24 protein-coding genes are annotated in these 22,082 nt (G+C 62.7%); 11 read left to right on the top strand and 13 right to left on the bottom strand.

All coding sequences use genetic code 11. The annotated features are described in order from the left end of the window. Positions 1-58: 58 nt before the first annotated feature. Positions 59-2,326, top strand: a complete 2,268-nt coding sequence (gene katG, locus O9Z63_RS10625) for a catalase/peroxidase HPI (RefSeq protein ID WP_408613516.1) — start codon at positions 59-61, stop codon at positions 2,324-2,326. A gap of 78 nt (positions 2,327-2,404) precedes the next feature. On the opposite strand, the gene O9Z63_RS10620 is transcribed toward katG, so the two are convergent. Then, positions 2,405-2,740: an Imm32 family immunity protein gene (locus O9Z63_RS10620; RefSeq protein ID WP_270125178.1), complete on the bottom strand. Its 336-nt coding sequence runs from the start codon at positions 2,738-2,740 to the stop codon at positions 2,405-2,407. Positions 2,741-2,931: 191 nt separating this feature from the next. On the opposite strand from O9Z63_RS10620, the gene O9Z63_RS10615 reads away from it, so the two are divergent. The 3 genes from O9Z63_RS10615 (at position 2,932) to O9Z63_RS10605 (ending at position 7,236) form a co-directional block, all read left to right on the top strand. Then, positions 2,932-4,275: a type IX secretion system plug protein gene (locus tag O9Z63_RS10615; protein ID WP_270125177.1), complete on the top strand. Its 1,344-nt coding sequence runs from the start codon at positions 2,932-2,934 to the stop codon at positions 4,273-4,275. An 88-nt stretch (positions 4,276-4,363) separates the two neighbouring features. Beyond that, positions 4,364-5,653, top strand: a complete 1,290-nt coding sequence (locus O9Z63_RS10610) for a cation:proton antiporter (protein WP_270125176.1) — start codon at positions 4,364-4,366, stop codon at positions 5,651-5,653. A gap of 116 nt (positions 5,654-5,769) precedes the next feature. Further along, the gene (locus tag O9Z63_RS10605; RefSeq protein WP_270125175.1) at positions 5,770-7,236 is read left to right on the top strand and encodes a M48 family metalloprotease; all 1,467 of its coding nucleotides are present in this window, start codon (positions 5,770-5,772) and stop codon (positions 7,234-7,236) included. 78 nt (positions 7,237-7,314) lie between these two features. On the opposite strand, the gene O9Z63_RS10600 is transcribed toward O9Z63_RS10605, so the two are convergent. The 4 genes from O9Z63_RS10600 to O9Z63_RS10585 form a co-directional block, all read right to left on the bottom strand. Then, positions 7,315-7,785, bottom strand: a complete 471-nt coding sequence (locus O9Z63_RS10600; protein ID WP_270125174.1) for a hypothetical protein — start codon at positions 7,783-7,785, stop codon at positions 7,315-7,317. A gap of 74 nt (positions 7,786-7,859) precedes the next feature. Continuing rightward, entirely contained in the window at positions 7,860-8,069 is a 210-nt protein-coding gene (locus O9Z63_RS10595) for a zinc ribbon domain-containing protein YjdM (protein WP_019947089.1), read from the bottom strand. A gap of 121 nt (positions 8,070-8,190) precedes the next feature. Then, positions 8,191-9,288 (bottom strand): redox-regulated ATPase YchF, encoded by a 1,098-nt coding sequence (ychF, locus tag O9Z63_RS10590; RefSeq protein WP_270125173.1) that lies wholly within the window; start codon positions 9,286-9,288, stop codon positions 8,191-8,193. A gap of 370 nt (positions 9,289-9,658) precedes the next feature. Next, positions 9,659-10,000, bottom strand: coding sequence for a DUF3276 family protein (locus tag O9Z63_RS10585; RefSeq protein ID WP_270125172.1), 342 nt, complete (start codon positions 9,998-10,000; stop codon positions 9,659-9,661). Positions 10,001-10,308: 308 nt separating this feature from the next. On the opposite strand from O9Z63_RS10585, the gene O9Z63_RS10580 reads away from it, so the two are divergent. Further along, positions 10,309-11,235, top strand: a complete 927-nt coding sequence (locus tag O9Z63_RS10580) for a DUF58 domain-containing protein (protein WP_270125171.1) — start codon at positions 10,309-10,311, stop codon at positions 11,233-11,235. Positions 11,236-11,249: 14 nt separating this feature from the next. Next, complete coding sequence (locus O9Z63_RS10575) at positions 11,250-11,444, top strand: hypothetical protein (RefSeq protein ID WP_270125170.1); 195 nt, start codon at positions 11,250-11,252, stop codon at positions 11,442-11,444. Positions 11,445-11,458: 14 nt separating this feature from the next. Here O9Z63_RS10575 and O9Z63_RS10570 read toward each other — a convergent pair whose 3' ends face one another. The 3 genes from O9Z63_RS10570 to O9Z63_RS10560 all read right to left on the bottom strand — a co-directional run bounded on the left by O9Z63_RS10570 (position 11,459) and on the right by O9Z63_RS10560 (position 13,936). Continuing rightward, on the bottom strand, positions 11,459-12,091 hold the full coding sequence (locus tag O9Z63_RS10570; protein WP_270125169.1) for a DNA-3-methyladenine glycosylase family protein: 633 nt from the start codon (positions 12,089-12,091) through the stop codon (positions 11,459-11,461). Between the two features lie 32 nt (positions 12,092-12,123). Continuing rightward, positions 12,124-12,789: a metallophosphoesterase gene (locus O9Z63_RS10565; protein WP_270125168.1), complete on the bottom strand. Its 666-nt coding sequence runs from the start codon at positions 12,787-12,789 to the stop codon at positions 12,124-12,126. A 115-nt stretch (positions 12,790-12,904) separates the two neighbouring features. Continuing rightward, entirely contained in the window at positions 12,905-13,936 is a 1,032-nt protein-coding gene (locus tag O9Z63_RS10560; protein WP_270125167.1) for a threonine aldolase family protein, read from the bottom strand. 99 nt (positions 13,937-14,035) lie between these two features. Here O9Z63_RS10560 and O9Z63_RS10555 point away from each other — a divergent pair, with 99 nt between their 5' ends. Then, positions 14,036-14,200, top strand: coding sequence for a hypothetical protein (locus tag O9Z63_RS10555; RefSeq protein WP_270125166.1), 165 nt, complete (start codon positions 14,036-14,038; stop codon positions 14,198-14,200). Between the two features lie 216 nt (positions 14,201-14,416). Here the strand turns inward: O9Z63_RS10555 and O9Z63_RS10550 are convergent, their stop codons facing one another. After that, positions 14,417-14,911 carry a metallophosphoesterase family protein gene (locus tag O9Z63_RS10550; protein ID WP_270125165.1) on the bottom strand — a complete coding sequence of 165 codons (495 nt, stop codon included), beginning with the start codon at positions 14,909-14,911 and terminating at the stop codon, positions 14,417-14,419. A gap of 219 nt (positions 14,912-15,130) precedes the next feature. On the opposite strand from O9Z63_RS10550, the gene O9Z63_RS10545 reads away from it, so the two are divergent. Together O9Z63_RS10545 and O9Z63_RS10540 are read left to right on the top strand one after the other, a co-directional pair. Next, positions 15,131-15,832: an NUDIX hydrolase gene (locus O9Z63_RS10545; protein ID WP_270125164.1), complete on the top strand. Its 702-nt coding sequence runs from the start codon at positions 15,131-15,133 to the stop codon at positions 15,830-15,832. 22 nt (positions 15,833-15,854) lie between these two features. After that, positions 15,855-16,340 (top strand): hypothetical protein, encoded by a 486-nt coding sequence (locus O9Z63_RS10540; RefSeq protein WP_270125163.1) that lies wholly within the window; start codon positions 15,855-15,857, stop codon positions 16,338-16,340. Between the two features lie 132 nt (positions 16,341-16,472). Here the strand turns inward: O9Z63_RS10540 and coaD are convergent, their stop codons facing one another. The 4 genes from coaD to O9Z63_RS10520 all read right to left on the bottom strand — a co-directional run bounded on the left by coaD (position 16,473) and on the right by O9Z63_RS10520 (position 19,182). After that, the gene (coaD, locus tag O9Z63_RS10535) at positions 16,473-16,946 is read right to left on the bottom strand and encodes a pantetheine-phosphate adenylyltransferase (protein ID WP_270125162.1); all 474 of its coding nucleotides are present in this window, start codon (positions 16,944-16,946) and stop codon (positions 16,473-16,475) included. Positions 16,947-17,028: 82 nt separating this feature from the next. Further along, positions 17,029-17,907 (bottom strand): DUF3822 family protein, encoded by an 879-nt coding sequence (locus O9Z63_RS10530; RefSeq protein WP_270125161.1) that lies wholly within the window; start codon positions 17,905-17,907, stop codon positions 17,029-17,031. A 101-nt stretch (positions 17,908-18,008) separates the two neighbouring features. Beyond that, positions 18,009-18,515 carry an NUDIX domain-containing protein gene (locus tag O9Z63_RS10525; RefSeq protein ID WP_270125160.1) on the bottom strand — a complete coding sequence of 169 codons (507 nt, stop codon included), beginning with the start codon at positions 18,513-18,515 and terminating at the stop codon, positions 18,009-18,011. Between the two features lie 67 nt (positions 18,516-18,582). Further along, positions 18,583-19,182 carry a DUF4126 domain-containing protein gene (locus O9Z63_RS10520; RefSeq protein WP_270125159.1) on the bottom strand — a complete coding sequence of 200 codons (600 nt, stop codon included), beginning with the start codon at positions 19,180-19,182 and terminating at the stop codon, positions 18,583-18,585. Between the two features lie 124 nt (positions 19,183-19,306). On the opposite strand from O9Z63_RS10520, the gene O9Z63_RS10515 reads away from it, so the two are divergent. After that, positions 19,307-19,750 carry a PaaI family thioesterase gene (locus tag O9Z63_RS10515; protein WP_270125158.1) on the top strand — a complete coding sequence of 148 codons (444 nt, stop codon included), beginning with the start codon at positions 19,307-19,309 and terminating at the stop codon, positions 19,748-19,750. A gap of 90 nt (positions 19,751-19,840) precedes the next feature. Continuing rightward, positions 19,841-22,060: an ATP-binding protein gene (locus O9Z63_RS10510; RefSeq protein ID WP_270125157.1), complete on the top strand. Its 2,220-nt coding sequence runs from the start codon at positions 19,841-19,843 to the stop codon at positions 22,058-22,060. The last annotated feature ends 22 nt before the right edge of the window (positions 22,061-22,082 follow it).

Genomic DNA, 22,082 nt, shown 5'->3' with positions numbered 1-22,082 from the left:
GGTCGGCGAGGATTCGGCGTCTTTCAGCGTTACGTTCAAACCATCCAATTGCACCCACATGGCGCACGAACAGCAGGGGCATGCCCCCGAAAACAACACCACCGAGTACTTCATGAACGACACCTCCGTGGCGAAGTGTCCGTTCCTGAGCGGGGAGCTGAAGCAGGCGGCCGGCAGCGGCACCCGCAACCGCGACTGGTGGCCCAATCAGCTCCGTCTCAACATCCTGCGGCAGCACTCCACCCTGTCGGACCCGATGGACCCGGACTTCAACTACGTGGAAGAGTTCAAGAAGCTCGACCTGAATGCGGTGAAGCAGGATCTGTTCGAGCTGATGACCACCTCCCAGGACTGGTGGCCCGCCGACTACGGCCACTACGGCCCATTCTTTATCCGCATGGCCTGGCACTCGGCCGGTACCTACCGCATTGCCGACGGCCGCGGTGGCGCCGGCTCGGGCATGCAGCGCTTCGCCCCGCTCAACAGCTGGCCCGATAACGCCAACCTCGACAAGGCCCGCCTGCTGCTGTGGCCCGTGAAGCAGAAATACGGCCGTCAGATTTCCTGGGCCGACCTGATGATTCTGGCCGGCAACTGCGCTTTGGAGTCGATGGGCTTCAAGCCGTTCGGCTACTCCGGTGGCCGCGCCGACGTGTGGGAGCCGCTGGACGAAATCTACTGGGGCTCGGAGAAGGAGTGGCTGGGCGGCGACCTGCGCTACTCCGGCGACCGGCAGCTGGAAAAGCCGCTGGCGGCCGTGCAGATGGGCCTCATCTACGTGAACCCCGAGGGCCCCAACGGTAACCCCGACCCCATGGGTTCGGCTCGCGACATCCGCGAAACCTTCGGCCGCATGGCCATGAACGACGAGGAAACGGTGGCCCTGATTGCCGGCGGCCACACCTTCGGCAAAACCCACGGCGCCGCCGACCCCGCCAAGTACATCAAGCACGAGCCCGCCGCCGCCGGCATTGCCGAGCAGAGCCAGGGCTGGCAGAACTCCTACGGCACCGGCAACGCCGGCGACACCATCACCAGCGGTCTGGAAGGCGCCTGGACCTCCACGCCCGCGCAGTGGAGCCACGACTACTTCAAGTTCCTGTTTGAGTACGAGTGGGAGCTGACCAAGAGCCCCGCCGGAGCCCACCAGTGGCGCCCCAAGAACAACGCCGGTGAAGGCCTGATTCCGGATGCTCACGATCCGGCGAAGAAGCACGCCCCGTTCATGCTCACTTCCGATTTGGCCCTGCGCGTGGACCCCATCTACGAGAAGATTTCGCGCCGCTTCCTCGAAAACCCCGAGGAGTTTGCCGATGCCTTCAGCCGCGCCTGGTTTAAGCTCACCCACCGCGACATGGGCCCCATCTCGCGCTACGTGGGCCCCGAGGTGCCCGCCGAGGAGCTGATCTGGCAGGATCCGCTGCCGAAAGCCGACTACGCCCCGATTGACGAGGCCGACGTGGCCGCGCTGAAAAACACGCTGGCCAACTCGGGCCTGACGGTGGGCGAGCTGGTACGCACGGCCTGGGCTTCGGCCTCCACGTTCCGCGGTTCTGACAAGCGCGGCGGCGCCAACGGTGCCCGCATCCGCCTGATTCCGCAGAAGTACTGGACGGCCAACAACCCCGCCGAACTGGACAAGGTGCTGGATAAGCTCACGGCTATTCAGCAGGAGTTCAACGCCAGCCAGACCGGCGGCAAGCAGGTTTCCCTGGCCGACCTGATTGTGCTGGGTGGTGGTGTCGGCATCGAGCTGGCGGCCCGCGCGGCGGGTCAGTCGGTAGAGGTGCCTTTCGCCCCCGGCCGCACGGATGCTACCCAGGAGCAGACCGATGCTCAGTCGTTTGAGGCCCTGGAGCCCAGTGCCGAAGGCTTCCGCAACTACCTGGCCCAGCACCACGAGGCCGTGGCCGAAGCCATGCTCATCGACCGCGCCCAGCTGCTGACCCTCACGGCCCCCGAAATGACGGTACTGGTAGGCGGCCTGCGCGTGCTCGACGCCAACTACGACGGCTCGCGCCACGGCGTGTTCACCACCCGCCCCGGTCAGCTCACCAACGACTACTTCGTGAACCTGCTGGACCTGGGCACCACCTGGCGCGCCACCTCCGAGGCCGACGAGCTGTTCGAGGGCCTCGACCGCAAAACCCGCGAAGTGAAGTGGACCGGCACCCGCGTGGACCTCATCTTCGGCTCTAACTCGGAGCTGCGCGCCATTGCCGAAGTCTACGGCACCCACGACGCGGGCGAGAAGTTCGTGCGCGACTTCGTAGCCGCCTGGACCAAGGTGATGAACCTGGACCGCTTCGACCTGCACCAGAACTAATAATTTCCTGGACCACCAGTTGGTCATATTCAACAAGCCCCGTCCGAAGCCATAGGCTTTGGGCGGGGCTTGTTTGGTTTACTTGCCTATGTAACCTTCGTGAAATGCCCCGGTTCCTTTGGCATCCAGTCTGCCGACGATTACTTCAACAGAACTCCTTGACAACTCAAAACCGGGCCGCAGGTGGTAATGCTCTTTTGCCCCGACCGGCAAATATTTGTCGGCTACTTTTTCCTGATTGAGCTCAGCTATTTCTACAAGGAGTTTCGCCAGAGACTTAAGTCCTTCGGGGCTTCCGTGGATCAGAACTTCACTCCACTTTTCTGTTTTTCCCCCATACTTCTCTTCGTTGTAAAAGACGGATATTTCTAAGTCTCCTTTGATTTCGTTGCCTTTTGTCTGTTTGTAGTCCATTGTTATTGTGCTGTCGTGTTAGCTTTCGAGGGCGGGGCTGGGTGGTAAGAGAATAGGAAATCCGCCGGGTAACGTAGCGCCAAGCTTTTGCTTCGCGTATCGTACATACCTGCGTTTTCAAGATAAGCTGCCATCTCCTGATGGCCGTTCAACAAAGTACGAAGCAAAAGCTTCGCGCTACATTCGCCCTTATGCCTCGTTCTCTCCTGCTCTTCCTGCTGCTGGCCACGGCCTGCGTGCCGCTCGGTACGCCCATCACCGACCCCAACGCTGCCCGCCGGCCTGCCACGCCCGGCCAGGCCACCGCGCCGCCCGAGTACTACGCCGACAAAACCCTGCGCTACCAGGACTACACCTACGACCCCAACGTGCGCAGCGTGCAGTGCTACGTGCAGTCGGGCAGCACCAACGAAATCTTCACGCCGCCGGTGGTGCCCATCAGCCAGGAGCAGCCCATTGCTCTGGAGTTCGATGTGCTTGGCGACCAGAGCCAGCGCCTCACGGCCAAGCTCGTGCACTGCGACCTGGACTGGAAGCCGTCTATTCTCACGGATATCCAGTTTCTGAACGAGATAAACGAAATTCTTATCACCAACTACCGCACCTCCGTCAACACTAAGGTTCCCTACTACCACTACCGGATGCAGGTGCCGCGCGTGAAGCTGAGCGGCAACTACCTGCTGGTGGTGCAAAGCCCCGGCGGCACGCCGCTGCTCAGCCGCCGCCTGCTGGTGTACGACAACAGCGTGCAGATTTCGATGAAGCAGGGCATTCCGGTGGCGGGGCAGGAGCGCTACACCCTGCAGCAGATTGATTTCGGCATCCGCTACAACATGCAGCTCGTCAACCCGGCCCAGGAGGTAAAGGTGGTGCTGCGCCAGAACTTCCGCTGGGACAACGCCAAGTACAACCTGCGCCCCACCTTCGTGCGCGACATCGACCGGCAGCTCGACTACCAGTATTTCAATTTCGAAAACGCCTTTCCGGCCCTGAGCGAGTTCCGCTTCTTCGACCTGCGCACGTTCCGCAGCCTGGGCATCGGGGTTGCGCAGCTGGATGCCGAAGCCTCGCCCCGGCAGGCGCTGCTGCAGCCCGAGCCCACCCGCAACGGCCGCGCCTACACCCAGCTCGACGACATCAACGGCCAGCGCGTGATTGAAAGCCGCGAGTACGGCAACGGTGCCACCAACGCCGACTACCTCGACGTGACGTTTCAGCTGCCGGCCGAGCAGCCCGCCGCCGGCCCCGTGTACGTGCTGGGCGCCCTCACCGACTGGCAGCTCAAAGACGAGTTCCGGATGACGTATGACGCCGCCAACCAGCGCTACACTGGCCACGCGCTGCTCAAGCAGGGCTACTACAACTACGTGTACGCCACCCAAACCCCGCAGGGCCCCAACAGCGTGATGTGGGAAGGCAGCCACCAGGAAACCGAAAACCAGTACGACCTGCTGGTGTATTACCGCCCGCCGGGCACCCGCGCCGACCTGCTCATCGGCTACCAGAGCCTCGACGTGAACCGCCGCCGGCCGTAGGGCAGCGCCGGCGAAAACCAGTCGAAACGGGTGAGCCTGCGTAAAACCGCACCTCTGACCCATTGTGCTCTGCTGAGCCTGCCGTTGCATGTCGCACTACAATCTGATCCTGGTAATCCTGGGCGTGGCCATTCTGGCCGTGGCCTGGCTGCCTTCTTTGCTGAAGAAGTTTCCACTCTCGTATCCCATCCTGTTTGTGGGGCTGGGGATGCTGGTGTTTGGGCTGCCGCTGGGGCTTCCCAACCCCGACCCCAACGAGCACTCCACTTTCACCATGCACCTCACCGAAATCTGCGTGACGGTGGCCCTCACGGGCACGGGGCTCAAAATCGACCGGAAGTTTTCCCTCTGGCGCTGGCGGGCCCCGCTGCAACTGGTGCTGGTGCTGATGGGCATTACCATTGCCGTGTTTGCGGTGGTGGCCTGGAAGCTGGGCGGCCTGGTGCCGGCCTCGGCCCTGCTGCTGGCCGCTACGCTGGCCCCCACCGACCCCGTGCTGGCCGGCGACGTGCAGGTGGGCAACCCCGGCGAAGGCCGCGAGGATAACGTGCGCTTCGCCCTGACCGGCGAGGCCGGCCTCAACGACGGCCTGGCTTTCCCGTTCGTGCACCTGGCTCTGGTGGTGCTGGCGGCCTCGTCGCTGCACCTGGGGCGGGAGCTGGTGCACTGGGCCTGGATGGACGTGCTCTACCGCACCGGCATGGGTGTGCTGGCCGGTTGGCTGGCCGGCCTGGCCCTGTCGTTTCTGATTTTCGATTTGCCCCACCGGGTGCGTATCAACCCCGAGGCCTACGGCTTTGTGGCGTTGGCCGTCACGCTCACGGCCTACGGCGTGACCGAGCTGCTGCACGGCTACGGGTTTCTGGCCGTGTTTGTGGCCGCCATTACGCTGCGGGCCCACGAGCGCAGCCACGAGTATCACACCGAGATGCACGAATTCACCGACCAGCTGGAGCGCCTGCTCATCGTGGTGATTCTGCTACTGTTTGGCGGGGCCATTGTGCGCGGGCTGCTGGCCCCGCTCACCTGGACCGGCGCCGCCCTGGGTTTGTTTCTGCTTCTGATTCTGCGGCCCATGGGCGGCATTCTCACCCTGGGCCGCAGCCGCGTAACGTGGCCCGAGCGGCTGGTGATTTCCTTTTTCGGCATCCGGGGCATCGGCTCGTTTTTCTACCTGGCCTTTGCCCTACACGAAGCCCGGTTTGCCGACGGCCGGCAGCTGTGGGCCATTACCGGCTTCACGGTGCTTACCTCCATTGTGCTGCACGGTACGCTGGCCACGCCCGTGATGGACTGGCTGGACCGGCGGCACGGCCGGCCCACCGCCGGGGAGCTGGACGAGCAACAGCAGCAAGAGATGGAGAAGCCCCAGAGATGATTCGGCACGGAATTGGTCTTACCGAGGGTCGGGAACTGTAACCTTGCCACCGTTGGGCTTCGTTGCAGGCGTATCTTGTGCGCACTCTCCCGTTCCCACGCTCATTCCCTTTGCTCATGCCAACTCCCTCTTCTTTGCTGTACGCCAGTGCGGCGCTGGCCCTGCTGCCGGCCGCCGGTGCCCGTTACCTAACTTCCGCCCCAGCCCCGCAGCCGGCCGCTACCACGGCCACCGTGGCCCTGCCCGTGCAGGGTGCCCAGCCCGATCCGCAGGTTATTGCCCAATTCGGGTTACTTGATAATGCCAAACTGCAGGCGTACATCGACCAGAAAGGCATGCAGATGGGCCGCATTTCCGACCGCCCCAACGACGTGAAAGGCTTCACGGTGGTCGATTCGCCCATCATCAACGCCTTTGCCACGCCCGATGGCCACGTGTATTTCACCCGCGGCATTCTGGCCTACTTCAACAACGAGGCTCAGTTCAGCGGGGTGCTCGGCCACGAAATCGGGCACATTACGGCCCGCCACGGCCAGAAGCAGCAGACGCGCTCCACCATTGCCAACGGCGCCCTGATCCTGGGTTCCATTCTCTCGAAGCGGGTGGCCTCCCTGGCCCAGCCGGCCTCGCAGGTGGTGGGCCTGGGGCTGCTGAAATACGGCCGCGACGACGAAACTGAATCCGACCAGTTGGGCGTGAAATACTCCAGCAAAATCGGGTACGACCCGGCGTCGATGGCTGATTTCTTCCTGACCCTCTCGCGCACCGAGCAAAGCAGCGGCGCAGCCACGGTGCCCACCTTCCTGTCGTCGCACCCCAACTCCGCCGACCGCTACTCCAACGTGAAAAAGCTGGCCGCCCAGGCCGAGCAGCAAGCCGGCCGCCAGCTGGCCGTGAACCGCGACCAGTACCTGCGGCTAATTGAGGGCCTGCCCTACGGCGACAACCCGCGCGAGGGCTACGTGGAAAACAGCGTGTTCTACCACCCCGATCTGAAATTCCAGTTCCCGATTCCGCAGGGCTGGAAGTCGCAGAACTCGCCCAGCCAATTCCAGATGGCCGAGCCCAACGGCAAGGCCGTGCAGATCCTGCTGCCCGCCGGCAACAAAGGACTCGATGAAACCGCCCAGGCCCTGTCGCAGCAGCTGAAGCTGCAAAACGCTCAGGCCCAGAAAACCACCGTCAACGGCTTTCCAGCCATGGTTATCCAGGGCGACCAGGTAGGGCAGGACCAGCAGACCGGCCAGCAGGGCATCACGGCCAGCACCCTGACCTACCTCATCCAAGACGGACAGACGATCTACGCCCTAGTAGGCCTCTGCGGCCCCGGCACCCTCGGCACCTACGGCGACACCTTCCAGCGCACCGCCCAGGGCTTCCGCCGTCTCACCGATGCCGCCAAAATCAACCGCCAGCCCGAGCGCATCCGCATCCGCACCGCCAAAGCCGGCCAGACCTTGGCCTCGGCCCTCGCCGCCAATGGCATTTCCAGCAAGCGCTACGAGGAAATGGCCATCCTCAATGGTATGAAGACCACCGATAAAATGACGGCTGGGATGCTGTTTAAAGTGGTGGGGAAGTGATATTGAAAATGATAAAGAAGAAAGTCGGTCTAAAAGCCGGCTTTCTTTTTTCTATCACCATGAAGAAGTATTATATGTTTAATAATCAATTCGCTTTCTAAGCAGCCTGGCTTTATCGACGTGAAATAGGAGATAAAGCCCCCGTATCCCCACTACGTGACCTGTAACACGGTAACAACGTTGAAAGTCCCAAGGATTGATTATGCCATACTGGTTATAGATGGTGTCGGTGCGGGTACGGCCAGGCAATAAGTACATCGCATCAAAGGTGCTGTCACTATCGATACGCACATTGCCAACGATGTATTTCCGATCCTGCCAGTTCTTTTCCCAGTTAACGAGTGAATTACCAAAAACACGCTGGTAATGCTGTAAGAGCGCATTCCGCAACTGTGGTGGTACAAATACAGCTCCGCTATCAATCTCTAAATCACCACAGCTGGTACATTCACTATGATGCACAACCATTGTGTATTTTATACTCCGTTGACCGTAGCTTTTTGAGCTTGCAGTAAGTAAGAAGCAGATAATAAAAACCTGTAGTCGCATAATAAATAGAAGCGCCCCAGCCGAATCGTTCGGCTGGGGCGCTTAAGTTACTGGTTGTTGCTGAAGCAACGGCGTTAGGCTTTCTTCAGGAATTCGGTTTTGAGCACCATCGTGCTGCCACCGGCCCGGCCTTCAATTTCGGCGGGCGAGTTGGTGAGGCGGATGTTCTTGACCACCGTGCCGCGCTTGAGCGTGAGCGAGGAGCCTTTTACTTTTAGGTCCTTGATGAGCGTCACCGAATCGCCTTCCGCGAGCAGGTTGCCGTTGCTGTCTTTTACGTCCATAATGAGGTTAGGAAGGGCAGGAAGCAGATGCTGGATGAAACCGAGCAACAATACGCGAAGCAAAGGCTTCGCGCTACCGTCGTCCGCATCTGCGGCATCCAACCATCTGCAACATCAGTGATTAAACGTTGAAGCGGAAGTGCATGATGTCACCGTCCTGCACCACGTACTCCTTGCCTTCCACGGCCATTTTGCCGGCTTCCTTGATTTTTACCTCGGTCTTGTATTCCTGGTAGTCAGCCAGCTTGATAACCTCGGCCCGGATGAAGCCCTTCTCGAAGTCGGAGTGGATGACGCCGGCGGCGGCGGGGGCTTTGTCGCCGCGGTGCACGGTCCAGGCGCGTACTTCCTGCACGCCGGCCGTGAAGTAGGTAATCAGGTTGAGCAAGGTGTAGGAGGCGCGGATCAGGCGGTTCAAACCCGATTCGGTGAGGCCGTACTCGGCCAGGAACATCTCCTTTTCCTCGGGGTCTTCCATCTCGGCAATCTGCGACTCGATGGCGGCCGATACCAGCACCACTTCGGCGCCTTCCTGGGCCACGTGGGCCTGCAGGGCAGCGGTGTGGGCGTTGCCGGTGGTGGCGCTGGCCTCGTCCACGTTGGCCACGTAAATCACGGGCTTGATGGTGAGCAGCTGCAGATCGGCAACTGCTTCCAGCTCCTCGGGCGACACGGTGAGGGCGCGGGCGTTCTGGCCGGCTTCGAGAGCCTCCTTGAAGCGCTGCAGCGCGGCCACTTCCTTCTTGGCCACGGCGTCGCCGTTTTTGGCCGAGCGCTCCGACTTGGCCAGCTTCTTATCGATGCTCTCCAGATCCTTGATCTGCAGCTCGGTGTCAATCACGTCCTTGTCGAACACGGGGTCGACGCCGCCGGCTACGTGCACGATGTTGGGGTCGTCGAAGCAGCGGATAACGTGAATGATGGCGTCTACCTCGCGGATGTTGGCCAGGAACTTGTTGCCCAAGCCTTCGCCCTTGCTGGCGCCCTTCACGAGGCCGGCAATGTCCACGAACTCAATTATGGTGGGCAGCACGCGCTTGGGGTTCACCAGCTTTTCCAGAATCTGCAGCCGCTCATCGGGCACGGTAATCACGCCCACGTTCGGCTCGATGGTGCAGAACGGATAGTTGGCCGATTCGGCCTTGGCGTTGGAAAGAGCGTTGAAAAGCGTGGATTTGCCGACGTTCGGCAGGCCGACGATACCGCAGCGGAGACCCATATAAAAGGTGATTGAGTGACGAGAAAAGTGAGAGAAGCACGGCCAGGAGCCGGCTTCGTGGCGCAAAGGTACGGGGCTTTTTCGGGGAAAGCACGGCTCCAGTGCCCCCAGGGCGCGCTATGTGCTGGCCGGTGAACCCAACAGGGCCCGGGCGCTGTTAGGCGGGCATGTGTGAACACCATAAACCCGCCCATAAGCTGCAGCGCCTGGGTTTCTACCTGGCTGCCGGCGTGCTGCTGCTGGTCAGCCAGTATTATTCGCTCTGATGCCCCAACGCACAACGGCGCGCTGGGCCGAAGCCGGGCGCGCCGTTGGGGTAAATCAGATAAGGAACAGGGGAGAGTATGCGGTGTTTCGGTAGGCGCGGGGCTTAGAAGTTGTCGTCGGCGCGGTTCGGGTTGAATTCGCGGTCTTCGTAGGCGGGGCGGGGGCGGTCAAGCTCGGCCACTTCTTCGGCGGTCAGCAGCTCTTCGCGCACGTATTCCACGGCGTCCTGCAGGGCATCCACGAACTTCAGGAAATCTTCCTTGTAAAGGAAAATCTTGTGCTTCTCGTAGGAGAAGGTGTCGTCGTCGCGGAGCTTGCGCTTGCTTTCCGTAATGGTCAGGTAATAGTCCTGGCCGCGCGTGGCTTTTACGTCGAAAAAGTACGTGCGTTTGCCCGCTTTAATGCGCTGGGAGTAAATCTCTTCTTGGTCGTGACGGTCTTCCACGGGGCCTTCTGTAAAGTTTTGTTATTCCAAGATGGTTGAATTTCAGGCCAAAGTACAACTACTGGTTCGGATATAAAAATTTTTAGGCAGTCAATTTAGTCTAAACTGCTGATAGTCTTTGCGAATGACGATTTTTAGCGCGCTGCAGTCGGATTCGGGTAGTAACATGCAACGGCCGGATACAAATCCGAAGCAGGAGGATATTAGATTAATACTATGCCGAGGCCACCTTGCCCAGTTATTTGTTTCTTTGGAAAAGCAATCCGGGCCCGTCGGGCTTCCGAGCACATTGCCTTATTCGTATCCGCATGGCCCAACCGCTTGACCTCGCCGCCGTCCGCTCGTTTGAAAACCTGGAATTTCTGGCCCGCCAGCTGGTCGAGGGCTTCATTACGGGCCTGCACCAGTCGCCGTACCACGGCTTCTCGGTGGAGTTTTCCGAGCATCGTCTCTACAATCCTGGCGAAAGCACCCGCCACCTCGATTGGAAGATCTTCGCCCGCACCGACAAGCTGTTCGTGAAGCGCTATGAGGAGGAAACCAACCTGCGCTGCCACCTGCTGCTCGACGTGAGTGCCAGCATGTACTACCCCGCGCCCGGCCACGACAAGCTGCGCTTTGCGGTGCTGTGCGCAGCGGCCCTCTCCACGCTGCTGCAGAAGCAGCGCGACGCCGTGGGCCTGGTCACGTTCAGCGACAAGGTGGAGCTGCAGACGCCGGTGCGCTCCACCAGCACCCACCGCCACACCCTGCTGCTGGCGCTCCAACAGCTGCTGGAGCGGCCCCCGGCGGCGCCCCGCGCCACCGCCACCACCGACGTGGCCGGCGTCATTCATACTATCGCCCAGCAAATCCCGAAACGCTCGTTGGTGGTGCTGTTCTCTGACATGCTGGGCCGGGCGCCCGAGGGGCAGACCGCCACGCTGGCCGCCCTGCAGCACCTGCGCCACCAGCACCACGAGGTGCTGCTATTCCACGTGATGGACCGCGCCACCGAGGCCAACTTCGATTTCCAGGACCGGCCCTACCTGTTCGAGGACATCGAAACCGGTGAAACGCTGAAGCTGCAGCCGGCCCAGGTACGCGAGCAGTACCGCACGGCCATGCGGGCCTACGAGCACGAGCTGGCCCTGCGCTGCGGGCAGTACAAGATTGATTTCGTGCCGGTGGACATCCGCGAGCCGTTCGACAAGGTTCTCTACGCCTACATGGTGAAGCGTGGGAAAGTGCGCTAAGCTACCTTTGCCACATGGATGAATTTGCCCTGATTGTTGGTCTGTTTCTGGTCGCGTCGTTTTCGGCGCTGGTGACAGCCTACATTGCGCATATGTACGGCCGGCCGCTCAAGCGCTGGCTGCTGATTGGCTTCTGCCTGCCTTTACTGGGCATATTCATTGCCATAGCGGCCAGTTTGCGCGAAGCCCGCCGCCGGGAAGATTTGTAGAACTGAGCCAGCCGCTACGCGGGCTGGTTGTCCAACGACTGCCATAGGTATTTGCAAGCCAGGCTGCGGTAAGGACGCCAGGGCTCGGCTATTTCCGTCATGCGCTTGAGCAGGGCGCGGCCGGTTTCTTCCAGCCCGTAGTGCCGGCGCATGGCGTTCTGCACGCCCAGGTCGCCTTCGGCAAACACGTCGGGCTGGTCGAGGGCAAACATCTGCAGCATCTGGGCCGTCCAGCGGCCCACGCCTTTGATTTGGGTGAGGTGGCGGGTGAAGTCGTCGTCGGAGAGCTGGCTGAGGTGGGTGTGGTCGAGCTGGTCGCGCAAAGCGAAATCGGCAACGGACTTCAGATAGCCCGCCTTCTGGCGCGAGATGCCCGCCGTGCGCAGGTCTTCCTCGGTCATTTCCTGCAGGGCCAGCGGTTCGGGGTAGCCATCGGGCGGAAACAGGGCCTGCACCTTGCGCCAGATGGCCGCCGCGGCCTTCGTGGAAATCTGCTGGCCCACAATGGCCCGCAGCAGCGCCAGGTACAAGTCTTCGTGCGGCGACGGCGCAATCAGGCGGCCCTGCCGAATGAGGTTGGCCAGCACGGGGTCGGCCTGCAGTAGGTGCTGCACGGCGTCGTCGGGGGTAGGAGTGGAGGTAGACATGGGCAGAGAGGGAGAGTAGGTAGCTGTATTGGCTAGGCGGCCGGCAGATCGGAAGGGTGGGTCGGTATGGCTATTTCGGCCAGCAGCTCGCCGGTGGCCGTGAGGCGCACGCCGGTCAGGCACTGGCCGAAAACGGCGCCGGTATCTACGTTGAGCACGTTGGTGATGGGGTCGAAGGTGGGCTGGCCGGTGGTGGACGTGTGCCCGATTACCTGGCGCCGGCCCATGGAGCGTAGCGGCCCCCGCCGCCAGAGCACCCCATCGAAGTTGGCTTCGTCGAGCGGATCAGGTGTATCGGCAAAGCCGGCGTGGCTGATCAGCAGGTGGTCGTTTTGCCAGTACAGGGGGCGCTGGCTCAGCCACGCCAAATGGGGCGCCAGCAGCGCCGGACGCGCCCGGTACTGGGCCACCGTGCTGCGGCCGCCCCAGCTCAGCCAGGGCGCGTGCGGCCCGTGCGGCCCGAAGTGCTGCAGCATGCCGGCCTCGTGGTTGCCTTTCAGGAACACCGTCTGGCCCGGGTAGCGTACTTCCAGCGAAATAGCCAGCGCTACGCACTCCGGACTGAATCGGCCCCGGTCCACCAGGTCGCCGACCTGCACCAGCCGCTCGGTGGCCGGCTGCCAGTGGCCCAGCAGCTCCTCGAACGTAGCCCGGCAGCCGTGCACATCCCCGATAACAAATACATTGGATTCCGCCATAACCGCACAAAAAGGCTCTGTAGCCAGGAAGGCGTACCCAGCAAGGAGGCGAAGCGCGGCAATTGCCGGCCCGGTCCCCTTCCCGGGTACGCCGCTCAGACCTTTCTACGGGCTTCTACGCAGCCAGCTGCTGCAGGGCCGCCCCAATGCGCGCCACCATGGCATCATCAATGTCCAGGTGCGTGACGAAGCGGATGAACTGCGGGCCAAACGACGAGGCCCGGATGCCCTGCGCTTCCAGCTGCGCCAGAAACGACTCGGCGGGCATGCTGTCGTGCAGGCGGAAGATGACGAGGTTGGTTTCTACGGGCAGCACCTCGGCCACGTAGGGCTGGGTTTGCAGCGTGTCGCTCAGCTGCCGGGCGCGGCGGTGGTCGTCTTGGAGGCGCTCTACGTTGTTTTCCAGGGCGTAGAGGCCGGCGGCGGCCAGATAGCCGGCCTGCCGCATGCCGCCGCCCATCACCTTGCGGATGCGCTTGGTTTTCTGGATGAACGCCTGGCTGCCCAGCAGCACCGAGCCCACCGGCGCGCCCAGCCCCTTGCTCAAACACACCGAAATGGTATCGAACATGCGGCCGTACTCGCGGGCGTCCTGGCCGGTGGCTACCAGGGCGTTGAAGATGCGGGCGCCGTCGAGGTGCAGCGGAATCCGGTGGCGTTGGGCCACGTCGGCAATACCAGCCAGCTCGGGCAGCTGGTAGCAGCTGCCACCGCCGCGGTTGTGGGTGTTTTCGAGGCTGATGAGGCTGGTGGTGGGGTAATGCACATTCTGGGGCCGGATGGCGGCTTCCACCTGCGCGGCCGTCAGGCGGCCCCGCTCGCCGGGCAGCAGCGCCACGGAGGCACCCGAGTGAAAGGCAATGCCGCCCACTTCCCACAGATAAATGTGCGAGGTCTGCTCGCAGATTACCTCGCTCATCGGCTCGGTATGGGCCTTGATGGCAATCTGGTTGGTCATGGTGCCGGAGGGGCAGAACAGGCCGGCCTCCAGCCCGAAACGGGCGGCGGCTTCCTGCTCCAGAGCCCGTACGGTGGGGTCTTCCTCGTACACGTCGTCGCCGACGCGGGCCTGGAACATGGCTTCCAGCATGGCCGGAGTGGGGCGCGTTACGGTGTCGGAACGCAGGTCGATTACAGGAGCAGACATGGAATAGCTAGGGTAAAAAGGGGAAACACTTCCCGGTTTCAAATTTAGTCGTTACTTTTGCCCCTCGTTTACAGAAAGACCTTAACCGACCCGGAAAAAATGAGCACTACCCGTCTGAAGCGGAAGCACCGCAAAAACATTGCCCGCGCCAACAACAAGCAGCGCGTAATTAAGCAGCTCCTGCTGACTCCCGTTCTGAAGAACGTGGACATCGAAGAGCTGAAAGCCCGCTTCAACAAGAGCGAAGCTACGACGGTTGCGTAACTAACGCCCGTCTGGCACACCTGCCCCCGGCGTCGGTGGGTTCTGGTCAGCATCTCCAAAGCGTCTTGCCTGCAAAGGGAAGACGCTTTCTTTTTGTCCGGACCTCACCCCCTGGCCCCCTCTCCAAAAGAGAGGGGGGACTAGCTTCCAGTACTTATCCTCTAGATGCTAAAACCTAGAGCCCCTCTCTTTTGGAGAGGGGTTGGGGTGAGGTCCCTACTTCGGCCCCAGCTCCACCACCTGCAACTGCTGCACTTTGCCTTCGGCCACCTCAAAGCGCAGCAGGGTGCGCACTTTGTGGAAGCCGTGGCGGCCGGCGGCACCGGGGTTGAGGTGGAGCAAGTGCAGCCGCGGGTCGGGCATGACTTTGAGGATGTGGGAGTGGCCGCTGATGAACAGGCCCGGCCGATGTTCCTGCAGCAGCGGCCGGGCAGCCGGGCTGTAGTGGCCGGGGTAGCCCCCGATGTGCGTCATCAGCACACGCAGGCCTTCCAGCTCGAAGTGCTGCACCAGTGGCTGCGTGAGGCGCACGTCGCGGCCGTCGATGTTGCCGTACACGCCCCGAAGTGGGGCCAGCGCCGCCAACTCGTCAATCACGGCGGCGGTGCCGAAGTCGCCGGCGTGCCAGATTTCGTCGCAGCCCTGCAGGTGGTGCAGAATCCGCTCGTCGAGGTGACTGTGGGTGTCGGAGAGCAGGCCGATTTTTTTCATGCGCCGAAGATACAAGCGCCGCCGCGGCTCCGAAACCGGGCGTCGGCCCGGCGGCGCGCCGCAATTCCGGCACCTAATCCGGCGTGGCCGACAACACAACCGGCCGCTTCTCGTATCTTGCCCGTCCTGCGGCGGGTTTCCGTTTGCCAGGATTTATGCTGTGCTTTGCGGCCAGCCTAGCCCAGATTCCCCATTGTTGCCTCTCCTGATTGCCCCGCGATGAACGTCTTCATCAACGATATACCGCTGATCATCAAAAAGAACAGCGAGAAAGTGTACAAGCACAAGTACGACCTCATTCTGAACCCGGAAGACGAGTTTATCTCGAAAGACTTGGTGGGCGACGTGCTGGTGCGCGACGTCACGGACGTGTTTGTAGACCGGCTGCTGCGGCTGATGGAGGTGAAGAAGCTGAAAAAGCTGAAGTCGCTGACGATGCTGGCCCGCAAGAAAAAGCGCCTCATTCTGCACCTCAAAGACCAGTTCCGCATCGTGAAAGCCGCTGGCGGCCTTGTGGTGAAGGACGGCAAGGTGCTGATGATCTACCGCCTCGGCAAGTGGGATTTGCCCAAGGGCAAGCTCAAAAAAGAGGAAGACCCGGCCCTGGGCGCGCTGCGCGAGGTAGAAGAGGAGTGCAACATCAAGGTGGGCCTCGGCGACGTGCTGCCCAGCACCTGGCACTCCTACGCCTACAATGGCAACAAGATTCTCAAGAAAACCGACTGGTACGTCATGAGCTGCCTCGACGACTCGCTGATGAAGCCCCAGGCCGAAGAATACATCGAAGAAGTGCGCTGGATGACGCCGCAGGAGGCCCTGGCCGTCCTCGACGAGTCGTATGCCAGCATTGCGCTGGTTATGCGCCACTACCTGAGCGAAACCACCGGCTCGGCTCCCGCCTCGGAGGCTTCCGCCAAATAACCCCACCTCAAGCCCTAAGCTCATGCGTTTTGCGTCTCGCTCATTACCTGTACTGTTGCTGCTGGGCAGCTTGGCCGCCTGTACCGGCACCCAGCAGGCATCGGAAACCGGTACGCCCGTGACGGGCCGCACCGAGGCCGTGCCCGCCAACAGCCTCAACATGCCGCTGCTGGTAGGCCGCAACATCGACCAGCTGCGCCGCAGCCTGGGCGCGCCGCGCGAAACTAAGAGCCAGGCAATTGGGCTGGAACCCACGACGGAGCAGATGAAGTCCACGAAAGGCCAGGACTGGATCAACACGTTTGAGAAGGATGGCACCACCATCGTGGCCACGTTCAACGCTCGCACCCGTAAGGTCAACGACATTGTGGTATTGGGCAGCGACGAGGACGAGCTGATGCGACGCGCCAACCTCAGCATCTCCGACCCCGCCTACACCGTGCAGCCCGTCACGGACCCCCGCAACCCCGGCAGCACCATCGGCGTGCGGGTGACGAAGAAGAATTAAAAACGAAGAGTTCATAATTGCAGATTGGCCGCTCAACGATTCAGGATGAATCGTTGAGCGGCCAATCTGCTTCGGGAAACCCCTTGGATGGCCAGTCAGTATGCTGCCCGGGCTGGGCTTCCTGACCGGTTCTTAACCCTTAAGCGGCTCAGCAGCCGGCAAGGCAAAGGGCACGAAGTCGTCGACGTTGCCGCCGAAGCGGTGGATTTCGCGGATGATGGTGCTGCTGATGGCGGCCAGCGTCGGCGAGGTAATCAGGAACACGGTTTCCAGGTCGGGGTTGACGTGGCGGTTGGCCTGGGCGATGGTGTTTTCGTACTCGAAATCGGTGGTGTTGCGCAGGCCGCGCAGTAGGTAGCGGGCGCCGGTTTCGCGGGCGTAATCAGCGGTGAGGCCTTTGTAGGATTGGACCGATACGCGCGGTTCATCGCGGAACACCTCGGCAATCATCTCGGTCATCTGCTCGACGGGCAGGTAGCGGCTTTTGCTGCTGTTGTTGCCGATGGCAATGATGATCTGGTCGAACAGCGAGATGCCACGCCGTACCACATCGAGGTGGCCATTGGTGAACGGGTCGAAGGAGCCGGGAAACAGGGCGATGCGCATGAGGTAGAGTAAGGGAGTAACTGAGTAGGTATTGTGAGTATGGAGCAACCCTTTTACTCAGTTGCTCCCTTACTCAGCTACTCTACTCGCACAGGTGCAGGCTGTAAAGCTCGAAGAAGCGGTATTCGAACAGCTCGTTGAGGCGGTAGCTGTAGCCGAGGTCGAAGGGGCGGTTGCCGAACTTGACGTGGCGGATGTACTTGCGCAGAATGGTGAACAGCTCCGAGTCGTGCATCAGGTCGCCCCACACCATCACGGGGTCCTGGTCGGGGTTGAGCTGAAACTCCTGCATCACCAGAATGGTGTAGTAGATCAGGTCTTCGGGCGAGCTGAAGGCAAACACGTTGCAGAACTCCGGCCGCTTGTCGCGGATGACGACGACGGTGAGCTCCAGGTGGCTGATGCTGAGATAGAGGCGGCGCGGGGTGGCCGCGTCGCTTTGGTGCATGAGGCCTTCGAGCAGGGCGCTGGTCTGGTGCAGCAGCGTGCCGCCCGGGTAGCTGCCCCGGAACCACTCAAGCAGGGCCTTCTCGGCCGCGAAGATGCTGACCAGCTCCCGGCCGGGGTGGGCATAGGACTGCACGGTTTCGTGCTGCGGGTCTACGGTGTGGTGCAGGCGTAGGTAGGCGGCTTCGTCGCCGGGGCGGAACAGGGGAGCCGGCAGCAGTGTGAAGTGGCGGTTCTGCACAGCCAGCCGCACGTGGTTCCAGCCCGGCTGGCCCAGCAGGTCGTGGTGGGCGGCCAGGGCCTGCAGCTGCCCGCTGAGTGAGGTGGCGGCCTGCGGCGCGTATTCTTCCAGCACCACAAACTTGTTGCGGCGCACTTCCGTGATGCCCAGGCGCAGCCCGGCCGCGCCGGCCGTGAGGTAGAGGTTGTACGCCGCCAGATTGTCCGGGGTCAGGGTTTCATCGCGCAGGCGGTGGAGCACCGTGGGCGCAGGCAAAGACGACGGAGCAGGCACAGCAGGCGAAGCAGGAAAAGCGAAAGACACAGCAGCAGGAGTGGAGGCGGAAGCGGCAAAGGTACAAAAGCCGGTCAGCGCGGCCAGCCCCTGGTTGCGGCCTACCGCTGAAAGCGGATCTGCGGGATGAACACGTCGTCGGGGCTGATGATCTGGCGCAGCATGGGGTGCACCTGGGCCGCGGGCAGCACCACTAGGTCGCGCGGCGCCACGAAGGCTACCTGCGTGAGCAGCTGCTCGCCGGCGGCGTGCTCGGGGTCGGAGCCCAGGCGGGGCACGGCGGCCGGGTCGTCGGGCGTCACCTCAAAAAACAGCTCAATAGCCTGCAGGTCGTCGGCCTTGTACTCGTGCAGATGCAGAAAGCGCCCTACAGTTACGTCGAGGCCGGTTTCTTCCCGAAACTCGCGCCGCAGACATTCCTGGATGGTTTCGCCAAACTGCCAGCCGCCGCCCGGCGGCGACCAGAAAGGGGCCTCACCGGGCAGCAGGCCGCGGTGGGCGGTGAGCAGCAGCGTGTCGTGGTGTACCAGTAGGCCGCAGACCCGCACCCGCACCTGGCCGGTGTAGGCGTTGAGCAGGTCGGGGGCAGAAAGAGATTCAGTAGCCATGCAAAGGTGTGATAGGTAGATAGAGTAGGAACAGGAAGCCCGGCCCGCAACAGCGCAAGGCGCCGCTTCAGGACAAGCCGTTGGCCGCCGGGCGACGAGCGGCCCGCCGCTGCCGCCAGCGCCGCAGCCGGGTGGCAATATACAGCACCACGCCCAGCATGAGGGCGGCGGCCACCACGGGCAGCAGCAGCGCCAGCGCCGAGCCCAGGATGGCCAGCGTGTTTTCGACGGTGGCCAGCACGGGGTTACCGAGGCCGGCCGTGGCCGCCGTGGAGCCGGCCCGCAGTAGCGCCGTGCCCGTCTGGACCATGCCGGCCGTGCCGCCGCCCACCAGCACGCCCAGGCCCCAGCGCAGCACCGGGTCGAGGTCGGGCAGGGTGGCCGTCATGAGCACGGTACCGGCAATAAACGAGGCGGGCGTGGTGATAGTATCCAGCACGTTATCGACCACCGGAAAATAGTAGCCCAGGATTTCGGCCACCGTGGCCGTGCCCAGCACGCCCAGCGCCGCCCACGAGCCCAGCCACGCAAACCCCGCCGACGGCGCCAGCACGCCGGTCCGGTAAGCCAGGCTGGCCGCCAGCAGCGGCACAAACACCCGAAAGCCGCTGCATGCCGCCAGGGCCAGCCCCAGGGCCCCGCTCAATAAATACTCCTGTGGTTGCATAGTCGTTGGGTGAGGTTTGGTTTTCGGTGGTCGGCGGAAGTCCGCAATCAATATCGAAAAACAAACGCCGAAAAACGAAAATCAAACCACCAACAACGCCCGCCAACTCCCGACCTTTGTAGCAATGAACCCGACCACGCCAACTCCCGCCGCCGCCGACGACTCGCTCGAAACCCGGATCCGCCGCAAGCTCACGCGCCAGCACTTCATGCACCTTATCGGCGCCGACCTCACCCGCATTGAGCCGGGCCGTATCGAGGCCGAAGTGACGTTGCAGCAGCAGCACCAGCAGCACACCGGCTTCGCCCACGGTGGCCTTGTGGCCACCATGGCCGACCTGGTGGCCGGTTTTGCGGCCGTTACGCTCGTGCCCGACGGCACCGGCGTGGTGACGGTGGAGCTGAAAACCAGCTACCTGCACCCCGGCATCGGGCAGAAGCTACGCGCAGTGGGCTGGGTGCTGAAAGCCGGCCGCCGTTTGCACTTCTGCGAGTCGGAGGTATGGTGCGACGACAAGCTGATTGCCAAGGCCACGGCCACGATGGCCGTGGTGGAGCCGCAGGGGTAGGGGCTGCCGTGCAGGTGCCGGAACACGCCAAATTCTCCCCACATTATTTGCCGCCAGGCAACACTTAGTGCCCAGGTTGCTGGCTACTGTATGAAATGGATTATTGCCACCTGGCTGGTGCTGCTCGGGTTTCCGTTGCGGGCGCAGTCGGGGTACTGGAATGCTGATGTTGACTCGTTGCAGCAGGTGCTGGCCGGGCAGCGCGCCGATACGGCCCGCGTCCGGACGCTGGTGCACATGCTGCACGTGACGGAGCTGACCGAGCCCAGCCACCGCCGGCAGGCCGCCGGACTGGTGGCGGAGCTGCTGCGCCTGAATGCCCGCACCCACCAGCTGCTCCAGGAAGCGCCGTACCGGCAGCTGCAGGCGGGTCTGCAGCACTGGCTGCAGCAGCGGCCCGGCCCGGCGCTGGCTGCCCTGCAGCAGGCCGTTGAGCTGTTCGACAAAGGCGGCCAGCCGGTACCGTTGCTGTTGATTGACTTGGCGCCCGTCTTCAACGAACTGCACGAATCAGAAGGCCGCATGCGCTACTTTCAGCGCAAGCTACGGCAGTACAAAGTGGCTGGCGGCTTCCCGGAAAATGAGGCCGCGTGCCATCTGGTGCTGGGCGGCTCTTACCGGCACCGCGGCAACTTCAACCAAGCTATCAGCCACTACCTGCGTGCGGCCGACCTGTTCCGGCACTTCAACCGCCGCCTCTACAGCAACGAGCTGATGGTGGCCGGTAGCACCTACGCCGAGTGGGGCAACACACGCAAAGCTCTGCAGTACATGCAAATGGCGTCGAACTGGAACGACCAGTCCCGTATTGGTGGCCTGCAGCGGTTTTACTCGGAGCATGCCATTGCCAAGCTGTACCTGCGGCAAGACGACACCGCGGCGGCGGCCCGCTACGTGGCTAAAGCCACTCAAACGGCCCGCCACGACCAACTGAACGCCGCCCAGTATATGGCCTACGCGCTGGTGCTGCAAAGTGAGCTGCTGCTGGCCCGGCAGCAGGCGGCTGCGGCGGCCCCCTTGCTCACCCGCGCCCAGCAGATTGCCGACTCGCTCCAGATGCAGATTACCGGCCGGCCCGGGGAGTTTGCGCTGGATGCCACCTGGGCCCGTTACTACACCATGCGCCAGCTTTACCCGCAGGCGGCCACCTCCTGGCGGCAAGCCTACGCGCGGGCCACTGCCACCCGCCTGCAGATGCTGCGCCCCCAGTATCTGCGGGCGCTGATCCGCTTTGAGGCGGCGCACGGCACGCCCGCCGCCGCGCGGCAGTACAGCCTGGCCTACCTGGCCCTGCAGGATACGCTCCACGCTGCCCAAGGCGGCGACCTACTGGCCCAGTACGAGGCCGAACGGGTGGAGCAGGCTCAGAACGAGGAAATTACCAACCTGCGCCACGACAAGGAGGTGCAGGAGCTTCGGCTGCACCAGCGCAGCCAGCTGCTCGCCGTGGCCGTGGCCGCTTTGGTGCTGATTTCGGCGCTGGGGGTGGTTCTGTACCGGCAGCTGCGCCTCAACCGGCAAACCCTGGCCCAACTGCGCCAGGCCCAAAGCCAGTTGGTAGCTGCCGAGAAGTGGGCGTTTGTGGGGGAGCTGTCGGCGGGAATTGCGCACGAGCTACAGAACCCGCTCAGCTTCATGAAACGATTTGCGGAGGTGAGCACCTCTTTGGTCGACAACATGGGCCAGCAGGCCGAGGCGCCCGGCCTAGAGCAGGAGATTCTGAGTGGGCTCAAGCAGAATCTGCAGGAAATCAGCCAGCACGGGCTGCGGGCCTCGGGCATTATCCGCGACATGTTGGAGCACGCCCGCAGCGGCAACGGCCAGCGCCTGCCCACCGACCTCAACGCCCTGGTACTGGAGTATCTGGAGCTGGCCCGCCAAAGCCAGGCGCCTGGGGGCCAGACCTCGAATGTACAGGTCGAAACCGCGCTGGCCCCCAATCTGCCCCTTGTGCCCGCCATGCCTCCCGATCTGGGCCGCGTGCTGCTGAACCTGTTCACCAATGCCTTCTACGCGGTGCAACAGCGTCAGCAGGCCGGCGAAACCGGCTACCGGCCGCTGGTGCACATCAGCAGCGCGCAACACCATGGTTCAGTGCAGGTGCGTGTGCGCGACAATGGCCCCGGCATCCCGGAGGAAATCCGCGGTGAGGTGTTCAAGCCCTTCTTCACCACCAAGCCCCTGGGCGAAGGCACCGGCCTGGGCCTCTCTCTGTCCTACGACATCGTGCAGAGCCACGGCGGTACGCTGCGGGTGGAGCCGGCGGCCGGGCAGGGCACCGAGTTTATCGTGACGCTGCCCGTGGGCTGAACTGCCGGTTGGGCGGGGTTTT

The organism is Hymenobacter yonginensis (genome assembly GCF_027625995.1).
Taxonomy (GTDB): Bacteria; Bacteroidota; Bacteroidia; order Cytophagales; family Hymenobacteraceae; genus Hymenobacter; species Hymenobacter yonginensis.
This window is presented reverse-complemented; position numbering and strand designations above follow the sequence as displayed.

Excerpts from the sequence above, each read along its gene's own strand:
- katG (WP_408613516.1), top strand. The coding sequence starts at position 59 with ATGGCGCACGAACAGCAGGGGCATGCCCCCGAAAACAACACCACCGAG.
- ychF (WP_270125173.1), bottom strand. The coding sequence starts at position 9,288 with ATGGGTCTCCGCTGCGGTATCGTCGGCCTGCCGAACGTCGGCAAATCC.
- O9Z63_RS10575 (WP_270125170.1), top strand. The coding sequence starts at position 11,250 with ATGGATGAATTTGCCCTGATTGTTGGTCTGTTTCTGGTCGCGTCGTTT.
- O9Z63_RS10525 (WP_270125160.1), bottom strand. The coding sequence starts at position 18,515 with ATGGCTACTGAATCTCTTTCTGCCCCCGACCTGCTCAACGCCTACACC.
- O9Z63_RS10510 (WP_270125157.1), top strand. The coding sequence starts at position 19,841 with ATGAAATGGATTATTGCCACCTGGCTGGTGCTGCTCGGGTTTCCGTTG.
- O9Z63_RS10600 (WP_270125174.1), bottom strand. The coding sequence starts at position 7,785 with ATGCGACTACAGGTTTTTATTATCTGCTTCTTACTTACTGCAAGCTCA.
- O9Z63_RS10555 (WP_270125166.1), top strand. The coding sequence starts at position 14,036 with ATGAGCACTACCCGTCTGAAGCGGAAGCACCGCAAAAACATTGCCCGC.
- O9Z63_RS10550 (WP_270125165.1), bottom strand. The coding sequence starts at position 14,911 with ATGAAAAAAATCGGCCTGCTCTCCGACACCCACAGTCACCTCGACGAG.
- O9Z63_RS10615 (WP_270125177.1), top strand. The coding sequence starts at position 2,932 with ATGCCTCGTTCTCTCCTGCTCTTCCTGCTGCTGGCCACGGCCTGCGTG.
- O9Z63_RS10515 (WP_270125158.1), top strand. The coding sequence starts at position 19,307 with ATGAACCCGACCACGCCAACTCCCGCCGCCGCCGACGACTCGCTCGAA.
- O9Z63_RS10520 (WP_270125159.1), bottom strand. The coding sequence starts at position 19,182 with ATGCAACCACAGGAGTATTTATTGAGCGGGGCCCTGGGGCTGGCCCTG.
- O9Z63_RS10540 (WP_270125163.1), top strand. The coding sequence starts at position 15,855 with ATGCGTTTTGCGTCTCGCTCATTACCTGTACTGTTGCTGCTGGGCAGC.
- coaD (WP_270125162.1), bottom strand. The coding sequence starts at position 16,946 with ATGCGCATCGCCCTGTTTCCCGGCTCCTTCGACCCGTTCACCAATGGC.
- O9Z63_RS10610 (WP_270125176.1), top strand. The coding sequence starts at position 4,364 with ATGTCGCACTACAATCTGATCCTGGTAATCCTGGGCGTGGCCATTCTG.
- O9Z63_RS10545 (WP_270125164.1), top strand. The coding sequence starts at position 15,131 with ATGAACGTCTTCATCAACGATATACCGCTGATCATCAAAAAGAACAGC.
- O9Z63_RS10580 (WP_270125171.1), top strand. The coding sequence starts at position 10,309 with ATGGCCCAACCGCTTGACCTCGCCGCCGTCCGCTCGTTTGAAAACCTG.
- O9Z63_RS10620 (WP_270125178.1), bottom strand. The coding sequence starts at position 2,740 with ATGGACTACAAACAGACAAAAGGCAACGAAATCAAAGGAGACTTAGAA.
- O9Z63_RS10570 (WP_270125169.1), bottom strand. The coding sequence starts at position 12,091 with ATGTCTACCTCCACTCCTACCCCCGACGACGCCGTGCAGCACCTACTG.
- O9Z63_RS10595 (WP_019947089.1), bottom strand. The coding sequence starts at position 8,069 with ATGGACGTAAAAGACAGCAACGGCAACCTGCTCGCGGAAGGCGATTCG.
- O9Z63_RS10605 (WP_270125175.1), top strand. The coding sequence starts at position 5,770 with ATGCCAACTCCCTCTTCTTTGCTGTACGCCAGTGCGGCGCTGGCCCTG.
- O9Z63_RS10565 (WP_270125168.1), bottom strand. The coding sequence starts at position 12,789 with ATGGCGGAATCCAATGTATTTGTTATCGGGGATGTGCACGGCTGCCGG.
- O9Z63_RS10560 (WP_270125167.1), bottom strand. The coding sequence starts at position 13,936 with ATGTCTGCTCCTGTAATCGACCTGCGTTCCGACACCGTAACGCGCCCC.